Source organism: Pseudomonas sp. LABIM340 (genome assembly GCF_040017195.2).
Classification (GTDB): domain Bacteria; phylum Pseudomonadota; class Gammaproteobacteria; order Pseudomonadales; family Pseudomonadaceae; genus Pseudomonas.
The window spans coordinates 5,865,907-5,881,030 of the sequence record NZ_CM200227.1 but is presented as its reverse complement, the minus strand read 5'-3'; the positions used below and the strand labels follow the sequence as shown (position 1 = coordinate 5,881,030).

14 protein-coding genes are annotated in these 15,124 nt (G+C 65.7%); 11 read left to right on the top strand and 3 right to left on the bottom strand.

The genetic code is table 11. The features are described from left to right. The first annotated feature begins 58 nt into the window (after nucleotides 1–58). Nucleotides 59–2,308 (top strand): YgiQ family radical SAM protein, encoded by a 2,250-nt coding sequence (locus ABKS89_RS27150; protein WP_348588317.1) that lies wholly within the window; start codon nucleotides 59–61, stop codon nucleotides 2,306–2,308. A gap of 35 nt (nucleotides 2,309–2,343) precedes the next feature. On the opposite strand, the gene ABKS89_RS27145 is transcribed toward ABKS89_RS27150, so the two are convergent. After that, nucleotides 2,344–2,754 carry a bacteriohemerythrin gene (locus ABKS89_RS27145; protein WP_138214051.1) on the bottom strand — a complete coding sequence of 137 codons (411 nt, stop codon included), beginning with the start codon at nucleotides 2,752–2,754 and terminating at the stop codon, nucleotides 2,344–2,346. 177 nt (nucleotides 2,755–2,931) lie between these two features. Between ABKS89_RS27145 and ABKS89_RS27140 the strand changes: the two genes are divergently transcribed. The 8 genes from ABKS89_RS27140 (at nucleotide 2,932) to ABKS89_RS27105 (ending at nucleotide 12,058) form a co-directional block, all read left to right on the top strand. Further along, the gene (locus ABKS89_RS27140) at nucleotides 2,932–4,179 is read left to right on the top strand and encodes a parallel beta-helix domain-containing protein (protein ID WP_138214052.1); all 1,248 of its coding nucleotides are present in this window, start codon (nucleotides 2,932–2,934) and stop codon (nucleotides 4,177–4,179) included. Further along, entirely contained in the window at nucleotides 4,176–5,300 is a 1,125-nt protein-coding gene (locus ABKS89_RS27135) for an SO2930 family diheme c-type cytochrome (RefSeq protein WP_518300974.1), read from the top strand. The genes ABKS89_RS27140 and ABKS89_RS27135 overlap by 4 nt, the downstream gene beginning before the upstream one ends. A gap of 110 nt (nucleotides 5,301–5,410) precedes the next feature. Beyond that, nucleotides 5,411–6,262 (top strand): mechanosensitive ion channel family protein, encoded by an 852-nt coding sequence (locus tag ABKS89_RS27130; RefSeq protein WP_138214053.1) that lies wholly within the window; start codon nucleotides 5,411–5,413, stop codon nucleotides 6,260–6,262. Between the two features lie 261 nt (nucleotides 6,263–6,523). Further along, on the top strand, nucleotides 6,524–6,997 hold the full coding sequence (gene pilV / locus ABKS89_RS27125; RefSeq protein WP_348588316.1) for a type IV pilus modification protein PilV: 474 nt from the start codon (nucleotides 6,524–6,526) through the stop codon (nucleotides 6,995–6,997). A gap of 1 nt (nucleotide 6,998) precedes the next feature. Beyond that, nucleotides 6,999–7,937: a PilW family protein gene (locus tag ABKS89_RS27120; RefSeq protein ID WP_348588315.1), complete on the top strand. Its 939-nt coding sequence runs from the start codon at nucleotides 6,999–7,001 to the stop codon at nucleotides 7,935–7,937. Nucleotides 7,938–7,978: 41 nt separating this feature from the next. Continuing rightward, nucleotides 7,979–8,407, top strand: coding sequence for a pilus assembly PilX family protein (locus tag ABKS89_RS27115; RefSeq protein ID WP_348588314.1), 429 nt, complete (start codon nucleotides 7,979–7,981; stop codon nucleotides 8,405–8,407). A 47-nt stretch (nucleotides 8,408–8,454) separates the two neighbouring features. Continuing rightward, on the top strand, nucleotides 8,455–11,655 hold the full coding sequence (locus tag ABKS89_RS27110; RefSeq protein ID WP_518300973.1) for a PilC/PilY family type IV pilus protein: 3,201 nt from the start codon (nucleotides 8,455–8,457) through the stop codon (nucleotides 11,653–11,655). Between the two features lies 1 nt (nucleotide 11,656). Beyond that, entirely contained in the window at nucleotides 11,657–12,058 is a 402-nt protein-coding gene (locus ABKS89_RS27105) for a type IV pilin protein (RefSeq protein ID WP_348588312.1), read from the top strand. 7 nt (nucleotides 12,059–12,065) lie between these two features. On the opposite strand, the gene ABKS89_RS27100 is transcribed toward ABKS89_RS27105, so the two are convergent. Further along, nucleotides 12,066–12,653: a cytokinin riboside 5'-monophosphate phosphoribohydrolase gene (locus ABKS89_RS27100; RefSeq protein ID WP_348588311.1), complete on the bottom strand. Its 588-nt coding sequence runs from the start codon at nucleotides 12,651–12,653 to the stop codon at nucleotides 12,066–12,068. A gap of 381 nt (nucleotides 12,654–13,034) precedes the next feature. Here ABKS89_RS27100 and azu point away from each other — a divergent pair, with 381 nt between their 5' ends. Together azu and trhA are read left to right on the top strand one after the other, a co-directional pair. Then, nucleotides 13,035–13,481 (top strand): azurin, encoded by a 447-nt coding sequence (gene azu, locus ABKS89_RS27095; protein WP_045216277.1) that lies wholly within the window; start codon nucleotides 13,035–13,037, stop codon nucleotides 13,479–13,481. Nucleotides 13,482–13,594: 113 nt separating this feature from the next. Next, nucleotides 13,595–14,221, top strand: coding sequence for a PAQR family membrane homeostasis protein TrhA (gene trhA, locus ABKS89_RS27090; RefSeq protein ID WP_138214059.1), 627 nt, complete (start codon nucleotides 13,595–13,597; stop codon nucleotides 14,219–14,221). Nucleotides 14,222–14,273: 52 nt separating this feature from the next. Here trhA and nadE read toward each other — a convergent pair whose 3' ends face one another. After that, nucleotides 14,274–15,101 carry an NAD(+) synthase gene (gene nadE, locus ABKS89_RS27085; RefSeq protein ID WP_138214060.1) on the bottom strand — a complete coding sequence of 276 codons (828 nt, stop codon included), beginning with the start codon at nucleotides 15,099–15,101 and terminating at the stop codon, nucleotides 14,274–14,276. Nucleotides 15,102–15,124 lie beyond the last annotated feature (23 nt).

Here is a 15,124-nt window from a genome sequence, read left to right as displayed (position 1 = left end):
TATATTCCGCGCCCGCGTTTTTCCGCGATACCTACTTAGAGATACCCCGGTGCCCGTGATGCAAGCCGCCAAGCCGTTGTTCGACTATCCCAAGTTCTGGGCCGAGTGTTTCGGCCCGGCGCCGTTCCTGCCCATGAGCAAGGAAGAGATGGATCAGCTGGGTTGGGACTCCTGCGACATCATCATCGTCACCGGGGATGCCTACGTTGACCATCCGTCGTTCGGCATGGCCATCATCGGCCGCCTGCTGGAAGCCCAGGGCTTCCGCGTGGGCATCATTGCCCAGCCGGACTGGCGCTCGAAAGACGACTTCATGAAGCTCGGCCAGCCGAACCTGTTCTTCGGCGTGGCGGCGGGCAACATGGACTCGATGATCAACCGCTACACCGCGGACAAGAAGATCCGCAGCGATGACGCCTATACGCCGGGCGGCCTGGCCGGCAAGCGCCCGGATCGCGCCAGCCTGGTCTACAGCCAGCGCTGCAAGGAAGCCTACAGCGAGACCCCGGTGATCCTCGGCGGCATCGAGGCTTCGCTGCGCCGCATCGCCCACTACGACTACTGGCAGGACAAGGTACGCCGATCCATCCTGATGGACGCTACCGCCGACATCCTGCTGTACGGCAACGCCGAACGCGCCGTGGTGGAGATCGCCCAGCGCCTCGCCGCCGGCGAGACGGTCGAGCAGATCACCGACGTGCGCGGCACCGCCTTCGTGCGTCGCGACACCCCCGAAGGCTGGTTCGAGGTGGACTCCACCCGCATCGATCGTCCGGGCAAGGTCGACAAGATCATCAACCCGTACGTGAACACCCAGGACACCGCCGCCTGCGCCATCGAGCAGGAAAAGGGCGAGCAGGAAGACCCGAACGAAGCCAAGGTCGTGCAGTTGCTGGCACACCCGCGCCTGGAGCGCGATCGCACGGTGATCCGCCTGCCGTCGTTCGAGAAGGTGCGCAGCGACGCGGTGCTCTACGCCCACGCCAACCGCGTGCTGCACCTGGAGACCAACCCGGGCAACGCCCGCGCCCTGGTGCAGAAGCATGGCGAGGTGGACGTGTGGTTCAACCCGCCACCCATTCCGATGAGCACCGAGGAAATGGACTACGTGTTCGGCATGCCCTACGCGCGCGTGCCGCACCCGCTGTACGGCAAGGAGAAGATCCCTGCCTACGAGATGATCCGTTTCTCGGTGAACATCATGCGTGGCTGCTTCGGTGGCTGCACCTTCTGCTCGATCACCGAGCACGAGGGGCGGATCATCCAGAACCGTTCCCACGAGTCGATCCTCGCCGAGATCGAGGAGATGCGTAAGGTGCCGGGCTTTACCGGCGTGGTCTCCGACCTGGGCGGCCCGACCGCCAACATGTACCGCATCGCCTGCAAGGACCCGGAGATCGAGCGTCACTGCCGCAAGCCGTCCTGCGTGTGGCCGGGCATCTGCGAGAACCTCAACACCGACCATTCCTCGCTCATCGAGCTGTACCGCAAGGCCCGCGCCCTGCCGGGCGTGAAGAAGATCCTGATCGCCTCCGGCCTGCGCTACGACCTCGCCGTGGAGTCGCCCGAGTACGTCAAGGAACTGGTGACGCACCACGTCGGCGGCTACCTGAAGATCGCCCCGGAGCACACCGAGGAAGGCCCGCTGTCGAAGATGATGAAGCCGGGCATCGGCACCTATGACACCTTCAAGCGCATGTTCGAGAAGTTCTCCAAGGAGGCGGGCAAGGAGCAGTACCTGATCCCGTACTTCATCGCGGCGCACCCGGGCACCACCGACGAGGACATGATGAACCTCGCCCTGTGGCTCAAGCGCAACGGCTTCCGCGCGGACCAGGTGCAGGCGTTCTATCCCTCGCCCATGGCCAGCGCGACCGCCATGTACCACTCGGGCAAGAACCCGCTGCGCAAGGTCACCTACAAGAGCGACGGCGTAACCATCGTCAAGAGCGACCAGCAGCGTCGCCTGCACAAGGCCTTCCTGCGCTACCACGACCCGAAGGGCTGGCCGATGCTGCGCGAAGCGCTGGAGCGCATGGGCCGCGCGGACCTGATCGGTAACGGCAAGCACCACCTGATCCCGACCTACCAGCCGCAGACCGACGAATACCAGAGCGCGCGCCGCAAGAACTCCACCCCGGCCGGCAGCAAGAAGGCCGGCCAGCCGCTGCTGACCCAGCACACCGGCCTGCCGCCGCGCGCCAGCAATGGCTCCAAACCGTGGAACAAGACCGAGGAAGGCAAGGCCACCGGCTACGCCAAGGGCAAGAAACGCACCACCAAGCGGCAGCCGAATATCCCGCGCTGATCCGTCTGCCCGTGCTGTGAAAAAAGGCGTGCCCGCTATGCGGTCACGCCTTTTTGCTGGAAGAAGCTCACGTAAGCCTTGTCCACCTTGAGAATGTGGTGGATCAGCCAGGCCTTGAGCAGCTCCAGCGCCTCGACCGAGACCACCTCGCCATCCTCGTGGCGGTACAGCAGGTCGATGATTTGCCGGTTGAAGCGGTCATGCTCGGCGCGGTGCGCTTCCTCGTCCGGGTAGCCCAGGCGCTGGAACAGCACCTCCTCGACGATGAAGTGGTTCATCGTGTACTCCACCAGTTGCTCCAGCAGTTCTCCGAGGGGCTGGCCCTCGCCATCCGGGCCGTTGAGGCTGTCGTACAGCGCGTTGGTGAGGTCGACCAGCCAGCGGTGCTGTTCATCGATCCGCTCGATTCCGATCACGAACTCGTCGTTCCAGGGCATGAAGCTCATCCGTGTACTCCTTGGGGTGGACGCGCAGATCATCCCGATCCGCCACCGCGAAGCAGTGACGCCAATCAATCAAAGTGCGATGTGTCTGAAGGGCTGGCGTGGCGCGGGATGTAGGAGTATTCTCCGGTTCAGTTGGTACGATAGTTCCATATCATAAGAACAAGACCGGAGCCCGCCATGCGTCTCGCCACTCTCTCCCTTCTCGCATTCTCCATTGCCCTGGCCGCCTGCGGCGAAGGCGACAAGCCCACCGCCGCCGTCAGCAGCGACTTCCAGAAGGACCTGCAGGCCCGCCTGATCAAGGCCAAGGCCGGCGATGTCATCGACATTCCCGCCGGCACCTACCACCTGGACCGCAGCCTCAGCCTGAAGGTGGACGGCGTGACCATCCGCGGCGCCGGGATGGACAAGACCATCCTCAACTTCAAGAACCAGAAGGCCGGCGCCGAAGGTCTGTTCGTCGACGCCTCCGACTTCACCCTGGAGAACCTCGCCATCGAGGACACCAAGGGCGACGGCCTGAAGGTCATCGGCGGCAAGAACATCGTCATCCGCAACATCCGCACCGAGTGGACCAACGGCGCCTCCACCGAGAACGGCGGCTACGGCATCTACCCGGTGCAGACCGAAAACACCCTGCTCGAAGGCAACGTCGCCATCGGCGCCTCCGACTCGGGCATCTACGTGGGCCAGTCGCGCAACGTCGTGGTGCGCAACAACCGCGCCGAGCGCAACGTTGCCGGCATCGAGATCGAGAACACCATCGGCGCCGACGTCTACAACAACGTCGCCACCGACAACACCGGTGGCATCCTTGTCTTCAACATGCCCAACCTGCAGCAGCCGGGGCGCGGCACCCGCGTCTTCGACAACGACGTGCAGGGCAACAACCACGAGAACTTCGGCCACAAGGGCACGCCGGTGGCCAGCGTGCCGGCGGGCTCGGGCGTGGTGGTGAACTCCAACGATGACGTGGAGATCTTCAACAACAAGATCGGCAACCACAAAACCGCCAACGTCATCATCAGCAGCTACTTCAGCACCAACTATTCGGAGAAGGCCACGCAGCCCAACTTCGACCCCTATCCCGAAGGCATCTTCATCCACGGCAACACCTTCGGCCCGGGTGGCGACAGCCCGGACCACCTGGAGCTGAAAGCGCTCAAGGTCGCCAAGTTCGGCCTCACCGGGCGCCTGCCTGACATCCTCTGGGACGGCTACTTCAACGAGAAGAAGCTGGTCGACGGCAAGCTGCCCGAAGCCCTGGCCATCTGTATCGACAACGGCAGCGCCGGCATCGTCAACGTCGACGGCCCCAACGGCTACAAGAACATCAGCACCGACATGACCTCGCACCAGTGCAAGCTCCAGCCACTGCCGAAGATCGAGCAGGCCGGCCTGGGTGAAAAGGGCAACAAGGCATGATGAAACCCGCTTCGTTCCTGTTGTCGCTCGCCCTGGCCACCTTGGTGGCCGGGTGCGGGCAGGAGAGCAAGCCGCGTTATCAGCCCGAAGGCGACGACTACCCGGAAAAGCTCAGCGGCTGGGGCATGCTGCACCTGGCGGGCGGCCACCTGACGCCGACCGCCGAGGTGCTGCCCTATGACCTGAACACTTCGCTGTTCACCGACTACGCGCACAAGCTGCGCACCGTGTGGATGCCCGAAGGGCAGTCGGCACAGTACGCCGAGGACCGCTTCGACTACCCCGTCGGCACCGTGCTGACCAAGACCTTCTATTACCCGAAGGACGCCCAGGGCAACCTGCTGCAGAACAGCCAGGACGACCGCGACCCGAAGGCCGGGCTCGACATGGCCAGGGTGCACCTGGTGGAAACCCGCGTGCTGGTACGGCAGAAAGACGGCTGGGCGGCGCTGCCCTACGTGTGGAACGCCGAGCAGAGCGAAGCGACCCTGGAAGTTGCTGGCGACAGCCCGGCGCTGGAGTTGACCGCCGAGGATGGCAAGAAGACCGCCTTCACCTACATGGTGCCGGATGCCAACCAGTGCTCCGAATGCCACGCCGAGCAGAAAGGCGGTGGCATCGCCCCGCTGGGGCCCAAGGCGCGGCACCTGAACAAGGACTTCGCCTACGCCGAAGGCAGCGACAACCAGTTGCAGCACTGGCAGGCGCGCGGCTTCCTCAATGGCCTGCCGGCGCTGGCGCAGGTACCGCAGAATGCGCTGTGGGGGCATCCGCGCCCCGGTGAGGACCTGGAGAAGCAGGCGCGCAGCTACCTCGACGCCAACTGCTCGCACTGCCACAACCCCAAGGGGGCGGCGCGCACTTCGGGCCTCTACCTCGACCCGCACACGCCGGTCTCCATCGCCTACGGCATCTGCAAACCGCCGGTGGCAGCGGGCGGCGGCACCGGCGGGCGGCTGGAGGATATCCACCCCGGCAGCCCGGACAAGTCCGTACTCAGCTACCGCGTCGGCAGCGACAAGCCGGGCGACATGATGCCCGAGCTGGGGCGCACCCTGGTGCACCGCGAGGGGCTGGAAATGCTCAATCGCTGGATCGCCTCGCTGCCCGGCGACTGCTAGTGGAATAGCTCCCGGAGCCCGCCAGGGCTCTGGGCTGCGCGCTGCGACGAGCAAACGGCTGGGGCCGTGCTAGCGTTCATCTGGTCCCTTTCTCTCGCAGGTGCGCTTCCATGGAAGATACGAACATCATCAATGTGGGTACGGAGAAGATCAACGCACTGTGGGCGACGGTTTCGCAGTACGCGCTCGCATTCGGTGTGAAGATCATCGTCGCCATTCTCTTCTGGGTACTCGGCCGCTGGCTGATCGGCTTCGCCGTCGGGTTGGTGGAGAAGGCGCTGGCCAGGCAGAGCGTCGATCCGACGGTGCTGCGCTACGTCGGCTCCTTCATCACCGTCACCCTGAACATCCTCCTGGTCGTTGGCATCCTCGGCTACTTCGGCGTGCAGACCACCAGTCTCGCCGCACTGATCGCCGCCATCGGCCTGGCCATCGGCATGGCCTGGTCCGGTCTGCTGGCCAACCTCGCGGCGGGCGGCTTCATCATCGTGCTGCGGCCGTTCAAGGTCGGCGACTTCGTCTCCGCTGGCGGCGTGACCGGCACCGTGAAGGAGATCGGCCTGTTCGCCACCGCCATCAACACCCCGGACAACGTCCTGACCCTGGTGGGCAACAACAAGATCTTCAGCGACACCATCCAGAACTTCAGCCACAACTCGTTCCGCCGCGTGGAACTGAAGGCCCAGCTGTCCGGCGCCGCCGACTACGCCGCCGCCGTGGTCGTGCTCAAGCAGCGCATTGCGGCGATTCCCAACGTACTGACCGATCCGCCGGTGGACGTGGAAATCCTCGAGTTCAACCTGGTCGGCCCGGTGCTGGCGGTGCGTCCGTACTGCCACAACGACAACTACTGGCAGGTCTACTTCGACACCAACCGCACGATCAAGGAAGCCCTGGGCACCGACTTCCCGGCACCGATGCCGGCGCAGACGGTGATCGTCCAGCAGTCGTCGAACAGCTGAAGGCTCGTGCCCCGGAAAAGGCCACCGTAAGGTGGCCTTTTCTTTTCCCAGCGAGAATCCCGGCGCGAACAACCTCGCCGGGACCGATGGTGCCTCGGTACGGATGAGTGGCACGGTACTTCGGACGCCTTCCTAGCCGCACGCCTGATCCTCTCCGGCTGACGGACTTTTCCCCGCGATCTCCCAGCAATTGTCTGGCTGACCGCCCCGCGCTACGCCTTGCACCCTTGAGGCTCACTCTTCAGCGGCGAGGCGATCAACATGGCTGGCGGCAAGCGCAGCGAAGGTTTCACCCTGGTGGAAGTGCTGGTCTCGGTGCTCGTCCTCGGCATTGGCCTGCTAGGGCTGGCGGGGCTGCAGAACGTTGGTGTCAGCGCCGGTTACAGCGCGCTGCAACGATCCCAGGCGTCCTGGCTGGCCAGCGAGATGGCCGACCTGCTGCGCGCCAATCCCGTCGCCGCCCGTGCCGGCGCCTACGACACGAACTTCCTCGACGTGGCCGCTGGATGCCCGAAAGCCGGTGGCTCGACGCGGGCGCAACTCGATGTCGGCCTGTGGCAGGCCGATGTCTGCGAGACGCTCGGTGGATCGGGTAGCGGCTCGGTGACGGTGACCCGCAGCGGCGATCTGTACAACGCGGTGATTGGCGTGCGCTGGAGCGACCGGAGGGCTCATCAGCGTCTGGGGGAGGCGGGTAATGCCAGGGAAACCTTCACCTACCGGGCAGGCCTCTGACATGCGCCAGCGCGGACTTTCGCTGGTTGAGCTGCTGGTGGCAATGGCGCTCGGCCTGCTGCTTCTGGCGGGCATCATCCAGGTCGTCCTCGGCAGCAAACGCAGCTATCAGAGCAGCGTCGCGCTGGCCGAGCTGCAGGAGAGTGGTCGCTTCGCTCTGGAGGCCATTGCGCAGGATGTGCGCAATGCCGGATTCACCGGCGCCTGCGCTGGTGGACTGGTCAACACCGTGGGCGCAGAAGGTACAAAGTACGCGATCGAGACGTCCGCAATCGAAGGCTTCGGAGCAGGGATGCCAGCTCCGGCGTGGATGCCCGCCGAGCGCTTGGCCAACACCGATGCGGTGTTACTGCGTTATGCGTCCGAGCCTGTTCTCGAGGCGCGCTCGATCAGCGGCAACCGGCTGTTCCTGGCGTCTTCGGGTGCAGTTTCCGGGGCCTTCTATCTGCTCAGCGATCAGCAGTCCTGCCTGCTGCTGCGCAATGCCGGGAACGCGGCGAGCCTGTTGGCGGATCGTTCGCTGGAGCACTTCCTGGCTGCGGCGACGCGGGTCTATCGATACCGCTACGTCATCTACTCGATCCGCCGGAACGATGATGGGACGCCTGGGCTGTTCGTGACGGACAACAGCCAGACCTCAAACAAATCGAACACCGAAGAACTGGTGAACGGCGTCGCAGCCATGAGCCTGCGCTATGGCGTGGCAGCGGCAGGCAGCGAGGCAGTTGCAGCCTACAAGGCGGCGCGGGAAATGACCGCGGGCGACTGGCGTCGGGTACGTACGGTGCGCGTCAGCCTGCTGCTGCAGAGCCAGACTCGCGAGGTCGACGAGGCGCCCAAGGCACTTCAGTTCGACGGCCGCACTCTCGCACCGAATGCGGAGCGAAGGCTGCGGCTGGTGATGAGCAGCACCATCGCGCTGCGCAATCTTTCGCCATGAAGGGAAGGTCGCCGATTCGCCATGAAGCCGAGTGCGGAGCAGTGCTGCTGGTCTCGCTGGTCATGCTGTTGCTGCTCACCCTCATTGGCCTCGCGGGCATGCGCTTGGTGCAGCTGGAAGAGCGCATGGCCGGCAACCTGCGTGACCGGCAGATGGCCTTCCAGGCGGCGGAAGCAGCGCTGCGGGCCGGCGAAACGGCTGCACTGGAGCGCTATCGGCGCGACGGCCCCATGGCCTCTCTCGACGCTGCTGAAGGAGTGGTTGGTGGTTTTTCCGCGAGCGTGGCGAAGCCTGCCTACCGGCTGCGCTTCCTGCGCTGGCTGGCCAGCGAAGGGCTGGAGGTCGGCAAGGGAGGCTCGGCCAATGGTCTAGCCATCGAGGTACGCGCCGAAGGCTTCGGCGCCCGTCGCCAGCCTTCGGGGGAGCCGGTTTCCAGCGTCCGGCTGAGCAGCATCTTTTTCATCCAGTAGCGGGCAACAAGGAGGTGGTAGTGAGGCTCGGAAGACTCTGTTCCCTGATGCTGTGCGCCATGCTGACGGGTGTACTGTCGGCTGCGCCGGTCAGCCAGGTGCCGCTGCAGATCGCCAGCGGTGCTCCGGGCAATATTCTGTTGCTGCCCTCAGCAGCCCATGGGGCGACGGCGGCAGCAGCCAATCCGAGCCCGGTCTACGTCACCGGCGAGCGGTATTTCGGCTATTTCGACCCGGACAAGTGCTACGCCTACCGCACTGGCGAAGCGGGGACGGAGCGCTATTTCCAGCCCGTCGGGCCGGCCCTGGCCCAAGTCTGCCGGCAGGCCTGGAGCGGCAACTTCCTCAACTGGGCAACGGCACAGGCCTTCGATGTGTATCGCGCCGTGCTGACCGGCGGCGATCGCTTCATCGACAGCGCCGCACTGACGGTGCTGCAGAAGGAGCGGAATCGGGAGCGGGACGGCGCCTTCCCGGATCGTCTTCTGCCTTTCGACACTGTGGCGGGCGCCACGCCATTCTCCGGTGTAACGCTGCACCTGCGTGTTGCGGGAGAGGAGCGCAGGCTTTTGCTGAGTCGCAGCCCGGAGTTTCCCGGCGAGCCGCAGGAACTCCTGCCCGGCGAACCGTTGTTGCCGGCAGTGACTTATCAAGTGACGGTGCGCGTGCAGGTCTGCGCTACCGGCCAGCTGGAGCGCAACTGCCAGCGCTATGGCGAGCACTTCAAGCCCGAGGGGTTGCTGCAGCAATACGCCGGTCGCCTGCGCTTCAGCCTCTTCGGCCGGGCTGGGCGCGAAGCGGGAGCGGTGCTGCGCGCGCCACAGAAGTTCGTCGGTCCGTGGCTGGATGATGGGGGCGACAATCCGCTGAAAGAGTGGTCGGCGCAGACCGGAATCTTCATCGACAGGCCGGCTGGAGTGATCGCCCAGTTCAATCGCATCGACGAGTCCCCTTCACCGCCATTGGATGACCCGGGCGAGCTGCTCCATGCCGCCACTGACTACCTGCGCCATCAGGGAGACCATGCAGACCCGCTCACCCATGCCTGCCAACGCACCGCCCTGCTCGGGATTGGCGGTGCGGGTGAGGGCGAGGCTGGCGCGAGTTTGCTGCGCCTTGGCGATGCGCAATTGGCGCAGGCCACGCAGCAAGTGGCGACCATGCAAGGCGGGGCAGGCTCCGCCGCGTCGCTCGCGCTGGCAGGCCTGGCCTATGACGCCCATGTGCGCGATTTGCGCCCGGACCTGCCCGGCCGGCAGAACGCCGCCACCTACTGGCTGGCGTCTTCCCGTGAGGTGGCCGGGCCGGGCAGCGCCCTGTGGCTGGCGACCCAGTACGGCGGCTTTGCCATCCCGCGTAGCTACTCCTTTGTGCGCACATCACCGCTGCCGGAAAGTACGTGGCAGGGCGTGGATGGCTGGCCGCTCAACCTCCTGAAACTCGCCGACCCTGACCCGCTGCGCGATGAGCTGAAACAGGCGTTCGTCCGTGCGGCCGACGATGAGCCAAGGAGCATTGGCAATTTCAGCGCCGGCCCGAACCCCGGCGAGTGGTTCAGTACCTTGCTGGGCGGGCGGCGCTGGAGTGGCGACCTGCAGCTATGGCGCGAAGGCGAGCGGCAGCCGCAGTGGTCGGCCGCGCGGATGCTGGACGAGCTGAGCGAAGCGCAACTGGCCGGGCGGAACATCCTCACGGTGCGGCCCGCCGGGGCAGGGGCGGATGGATCGCTGATCGCGCGCGCAGGCATGCCCTTCGCCTGGAGTGCCCTGGATGACGAACAGCGCCGCAGGCTGGGGAGCGAGCAGGGCGAGACGCTGGTCGATTACCTGCGCGGTTCGCGCCTGCAGGAGCGGCGTGAGCCCGGCAGTGCGTTGCCGTTCCGCCTGCGTGACAGTCGGCTGGGCGATATCGTTGGCTCGCGCGCGGTCTATTCCTGGCACGACCCGCAGCCCTATGGCGAGTTGCCCAAGCCGTTGGGCGCCGGCTACCGGGAGTTTCTTGCCAGCGAGCAATACCAGCAGCGTGCGCCGCTGGTGGCGTTGGGTGCCAACGACGGCATGCTGCATGGCTTCGATGCGCGCGATGGGCGCGAGTTGTTCGCCTATCTGCCGGCGGCAGTGCTGGGCCACCTTCGTGAGCTGGCCGATCCCGGCTATGCCCACCGCCATTACGTCGATGGGTCTCCCACGGTGGGTAACGCCTGGATTGGTGGCGAGTGGCGAACCCTGCTGGTGGGCAGCACCGGAGCGGGCGGCAACAGCCTGTTCGCGCTGGACGTGACCGACCCTGAACGCGTCCGGTCCGGCAGCGTGCTCTGGGAATTCAGCCATCCCGACCTCGGCTACACGCTGGGGCGGCCAAGCCTCATGGCGCTCGGGTCGGGAAAGTTCGTGGTGGCGGTCTCCTCCGGCGCCAGGGACCCGGAAAGCCGCGGCGGGGAGATCTGGCTGCTCGATGCGGCGGATGGTCGTGTGCTCAAGCGCATCCATCTGCCCGAGGCCGGCGACCTGGGGCCGGTTACGGCGATCAGCAGCATGGGCGATGTAACCGCCAACCGCCTCTATGCGGGCGACAGCCTCGGCAGTCTCTGGCGTGTGGATCTGGCGGGCGATGCGGGTGGCGATTCGGCGGTTCCACCGTCGCTGGCCGGCAAGCCGCTGTTCAGGGCGCTGGCGCCGGATGGAAGTCCGCAGGCAATCAGCACGTCGGTGGCGGCTGCTCTGGATTCCAGCGGGCAGGTGCGAGTGTTGTTCGGAACCGGGCGCTTCTACCGCGTGGGTGACGACGAGCCCTCGGCAAAGACTGAAAGCCTGTACGGCGTGTTCGACGATGGGCGGTCCCTGGCCGGTCGCTCAGAGCTCCTGCCGGCGCCCGGCAAGGACGGCGGTCGCGGCTGGTATCTCGATCTGCCGGCAGATGGCTGGCGCGCGGTGGAGCAGCCGCAGATTCGCGATGGGAAGCTGGTGCTGTTCAACCTGATCGCACCGGGAGATGACCCCTGCAGCGATCCGCTCGCTCACGCTTCGGTGGTGCTGGATATCGGCAGCGGAGAGCGGCTGGCAGGCGGCCTGCCAAGTGCTGTCATGGCGGGTAGCGACGTAGCGCAGCAGTCCAGCGGCGCGCTGCTGCAATCCGATCCGGCCGGTGCTCTGCGCATCCTGGGGGTGGATCGCGATGGCCGTCCGCAGGGGCAGGCGGTCGATCTGCTTCGCGATTCCGGGCGCAAGGCCTGGTGGGAGTCTCGTTGAAATGACATCGCCGAACGAACGCGCCGGCGGTTTCACGCTGGTGGAGTTGCTGGTCTGCCTGACACTGATCGGCATCCTGCTGGGTATTGCCCTGCCGGCGTACCAGGAGCACATCCAGCGGGTGCGCCGGGTGGACGCGCAGAAGTCGCTGGTGGAGCTGGCGCAGTCGCTGGAGCGCTTCTACACCAGCCGTGGCACCTACGTTGGCGCAACGCTGCCGTTCGACCAGTCGCCGCATGATGCGGGAAAGGCCTTCTACCGCCTCGGGTTCGCCAGTGGCCCGGACGAGTCGGGCTATGTTCTGCAGGCCGAGCCGGTCGGGGCGATGGCGGGGGATGCCTGCGGGGTACTGACGCTGGCCAGCAGCGGGCTCCGTGGCGCGGCCGCGGAGCGCTGCTGGTAGGCGTGTGTCAGCTCGGCGTACGGTCGACCCACTTGGGCGCGGCCAGGGGCTTCCAGGCGGCCAGGGCGCTGACCAGCTCGGCTGGCGAGGCGGCGCGCTGCAGCATGTCGCGGTGCGGCTGGCGCACGAAGCGCTCCTGCACCAGGTGGTCGAGGAAGGTCAGCAGCGGATCGAAGAAGCCGTTCACTTCCAGCAGGCCCAGCGGCTTGGCGTGATAGCCCAGCTGGCCCCAGGTCCAGACCTCGAACAGCTCTTCCAGGGTACCCAGGCCGCCCGGCAGGGCGATGAAGGCGTCGCTCAGCTCGGCCATGCGGGCCTTGCGTGCGTGCATGCCGTCTACCACTTCCAGACGGGTCAGGCCGCTGTGTCCGACTTCGGCGTCCTTCAGGCTCTGCGGGATGATGCCGATGACTTCGCCGCCCGCGGCCAGCGCGGCATTGGCGACCATACCCATCAGGCCCACGGCGCCACCGCCATAGATCAGCTGGATGCCGTTCTCAGCGAGGTGGCGGCCGAGGGCTTCGGCGGCTTCCTGGTAGATCGGGGTGGCGCCGGGGCTGGCGCCGCAGAATATGCAGATGGAACGCAAGGTCATGGAGCTGTCCTCGTTTTGCTGGCCTGATTTTGCAGGCCGTCAGGTTACCGACTGCGAGGAAAGCGACCAAGCCGAATTCAGTCGTCCTGGCAGCCGCCGGCGGATGCGCCGAGTGCGTAGCAGGCGAGCAGGTGCTGTAGCAGCGGGCTTTGTAACAGCGCGAGACGGTGCATGGCGTGAACTCCTGTGGGGCCGGGGGATGGCGTCTATGCTAGGCGGGGTGCGCTGATCTGCCTCGTTGATCCTGCTGATCGACCTGATAGACAGTTCGAAGCTTCGCTCGTGGCCGAAGGCCATTGATGCAGATCAGGGGAACCCCGATCGCGTTCGGGCAGTCTTCCCCTTCAGGATTCTCCGCCCAACCTGCCTAGGAGGCATGTCATGTTCCGTAAACTCGCCGCTGTATCCCTGCTTGGCCTGTTCAGTGCCCCGCTGCTGGCCGCCGAATGCTCCGTGGACATCCAGGGCAACGACCAGATGCAGTTCAGCACCAACGCCATCAGCGTCGACAAGAGCTGCAAGACCTTCACCGTTAACCTGTCCCACCCGGGCAGCCTGCCGAAGAACGTGATGGGCCATAACTGGGTCCTGACCACTGCCGCCGACATGCAGGGCGTAGTGACTGACGGCATGGCCGCTGGTCTGGACAAGAACTACGTGAAAGAAGGCGACACCCGCGTGATCGCCCACACCAAGATCATCGGCTCCGGCGAGAAGGATTCGGTGACCTTCGACGTCTCCAAGCTGAAGGCTGGCGATGAATACGCCTTCTTCTGCTCCTTCCCGGGTCACTCGGCCATGATGAAGGGCACCCTGGCGGTGAAGTGATCCCGCTTTCGCTCGAAAGCGTGTGATCCGAAAAGCCCGACCCATGGTCGGGCTTTTTATTTCACACAAGCAGGGTAGGGTGTGGGCGTGGTTGAAATCGCAACGGGGGACTCATGTACCACGGTGAACGCTTCAACGCCTGGACTCACCTGATTGGCGCCGTGCTGGCGCTGGTGGGCGGCATCTGGCTGCTGGTAGCCACCAGCCTGGTGGGCGAGCCGCTGCGCATCGTCAGCGTGGCGGTATACGGCACGACGCTGACCATGCTCTACAGCATTTCGACGCTCTACCACAGCGTGCGGGGGCGGGCGAAGGTCATCCTGCGCAAGCTCGATCACCTGTCGATCTACCTGCTGATCGCCGGGAGCTACACGCCGTTCTGCCTAGTGACACTCAAGGGGCCCTGGGGCTGGACGCTGTTCGGCATCGTCTGGTCGATGGCGGTGATCGGCATGCTGCAGGAAATCAAGCCGCGCTCCGAGGCGCGGGTGCTGTCGATCATCATCTACGCAGTGATGGGCTGGATCGTGCTGATCGCGGTCGGCCCGCTGTACCGCGCATTGGGCGGCGCGGGTTTCGCCTGGCTGGTGGGCGGCGGGGCCTTCTACACCATCGGCATCATCTTCTTTGCCTACGACAGCCGCTTCCGCCACTGGCATGGCATCTGGCACCTGTTCGTGATCGCCGGCAGCCTGCTGCACTTCATCGCCATCTGGCGCTACGTCATTCCCCAGCACTGAACCCTTGAGCTCGTTGGCGCGGGATTTCCCCGCGCCAACGGCTGCCGTTCGCCTACGGCGCGGTGGGCAGTGCGCGTTTGTGGCGGGTCTTCTCGAAGGTGCGGACAATGATGTCGAAGGCCTCCTGGCCGACGTCCTGGCCGTGCAGGAAGGCATCGATTTCCTTGTAGGTCACGCCGTGGGCGTGCTCGTCCGGCTTGCCGGGGGCGAGGTCCTCGAGGTCGGCGGTCGGCACTTTCTCCACCAGATGCTCCGGCGCGCCAAGGCTGCGGGCGATACTGCGCACCTGGTTCTTCACCAGGCCGGTGAGCGGGGCGAGGTCGCAGGCGCCGTCACCGAACTTGGTGAAGAAGCCCATCACCGCCTCGGCGGCGTGGTCGGTGCCGACCACCAGGCCGGCGCGGGCGTTGGCGATGGTGTACTGGGCGACCATGCGGACACGTGCCTTGGTGTTGCCCAGGGCGAAGTCGCGGGTGGCCGGAGCCAGGCCTTCCAGCGCGTGGGTCTCGGCGGCCAGTGCCTGCACCGACGGGCCGATGTTCACGGTGTGGCGCTCGTCGGGGGCGATGACGTCCACCGAGTCCTGGGCATCCTGCTCGTCACCCTGCACGTTGTACGGCAGGCGCACGGCGAGGAAGCGGTAGTCCTGGTTGCCGGTTTCGGCACGCAGGCCTTCCACGGCGCGCTGGCAGAGCATGCCGGCGGTGAGCGAGTCGACGCCGCCGCTGATGCCCAGCACCAGGGTCTTCATCCCCGAACCCTTCAGGCAGTCCTGGATGAAGCGCACGCGACGCTGGATCTCGGCCTGCAGCTCGGCGTCGGACTGGAAGGGCGGCTGCACGTTGAGTTCTCTGGCGATGGCGGCCTGTCTGTCTTTCATCTGGAGGGCTCCTGTGGAAAGCG

Bases quoted from the DNA above. Each gene is read 5' to 3' on its own strand.
- ABKS89_RS27150 (WP_348588317.1), top strand. From the start codon at position 59: ATGCAAGCCGCCAAGCCGTTGTTCGACTATCCCAAGTTCTGGGCCGAG.
- ABKS89_RS27145 (WP_138214051.1), bottom strand. From the start codon at position 2,754: ATGAGCTTCATGCCCTGGAACGACGAGTTCGTGATCGGAATCGAGCGG.
- ABKS89_RS27140 (WP_138214052.1), top strand. From the start codon at position 2,932: ATGCGTCTCGCCACTCTCTCCCTTCTCGCATTCTCCATTGCCCTGGCC.
- ABKS89_RS27135 (WP_518300974.1), top strand. From the start codon at position 4,176: ATGATGAAACCCGCTTCGTTCCTGTTGTCGCTCGCCCTGGCCACCTTG.
- ABKS89_RS27130 (WP_138214053.1), top strand. From the start codon at position 5,411: ATGGAAGATACGAACATCATCAATGTGGGTACGGAGAAGATCAACGCA.
- pilV (WP_348588316.1), top strand. From the start codon at position 6,524: ATGGCTGGCGGCAAGCGCAGCGAAGGTTTCACCCTGGTGGAAGTGCTG.
- ABKS89_RS27120 (WP_348588315.1), top strand. From the start codon at position 6,999: ATGCGCCAGCGCGGACTTTCGCTGGTTGAGCTGCTGGTGGCAATGGCG.
- ABKS89_RS27110 (WP_518300973.1), top strand. From the start codon at position 8,455: ATGCTGTGCGCCATGCTGACGGGTGTACTGTCGGCTGCGCCGGTCAGC.
- ABKS89_RS27105 (WP_348588312.1), top strand. From the start codon at position 11,657: ATGACATCGCCGAACGAACGCGCCGGCGGTTTCACGCTGGTGGAGTTG.
- ABKS89_RS27100 (WP_348588311.1), bottom strand. From the start codon at position 12,653: ATGACCTTGCGTTCCATCTGCATATTCTGCGGCGCCAGCCCCGGCGCC.
- azu (WP_045216277.1), top strand. From the start codon at position 13,035: ATGTTCCGTAAACTCGCCGCTGTATCCCTGCTTGGCCTGTTCAGTGCC.
- trhA (WP_138214059.1), top strand. From the start codon at position 13,595: ATGTACCACGGTGAACGCTTCAACGCCTGGACTCACCTGATTGGCGCC.
- nadE (WP_138214060.1), bottom strand. From the start codon at position 15,101: ATGAAAGACAGACAGGCCGCCATCGCCAGAGAACTCAACGTGCAGCCG.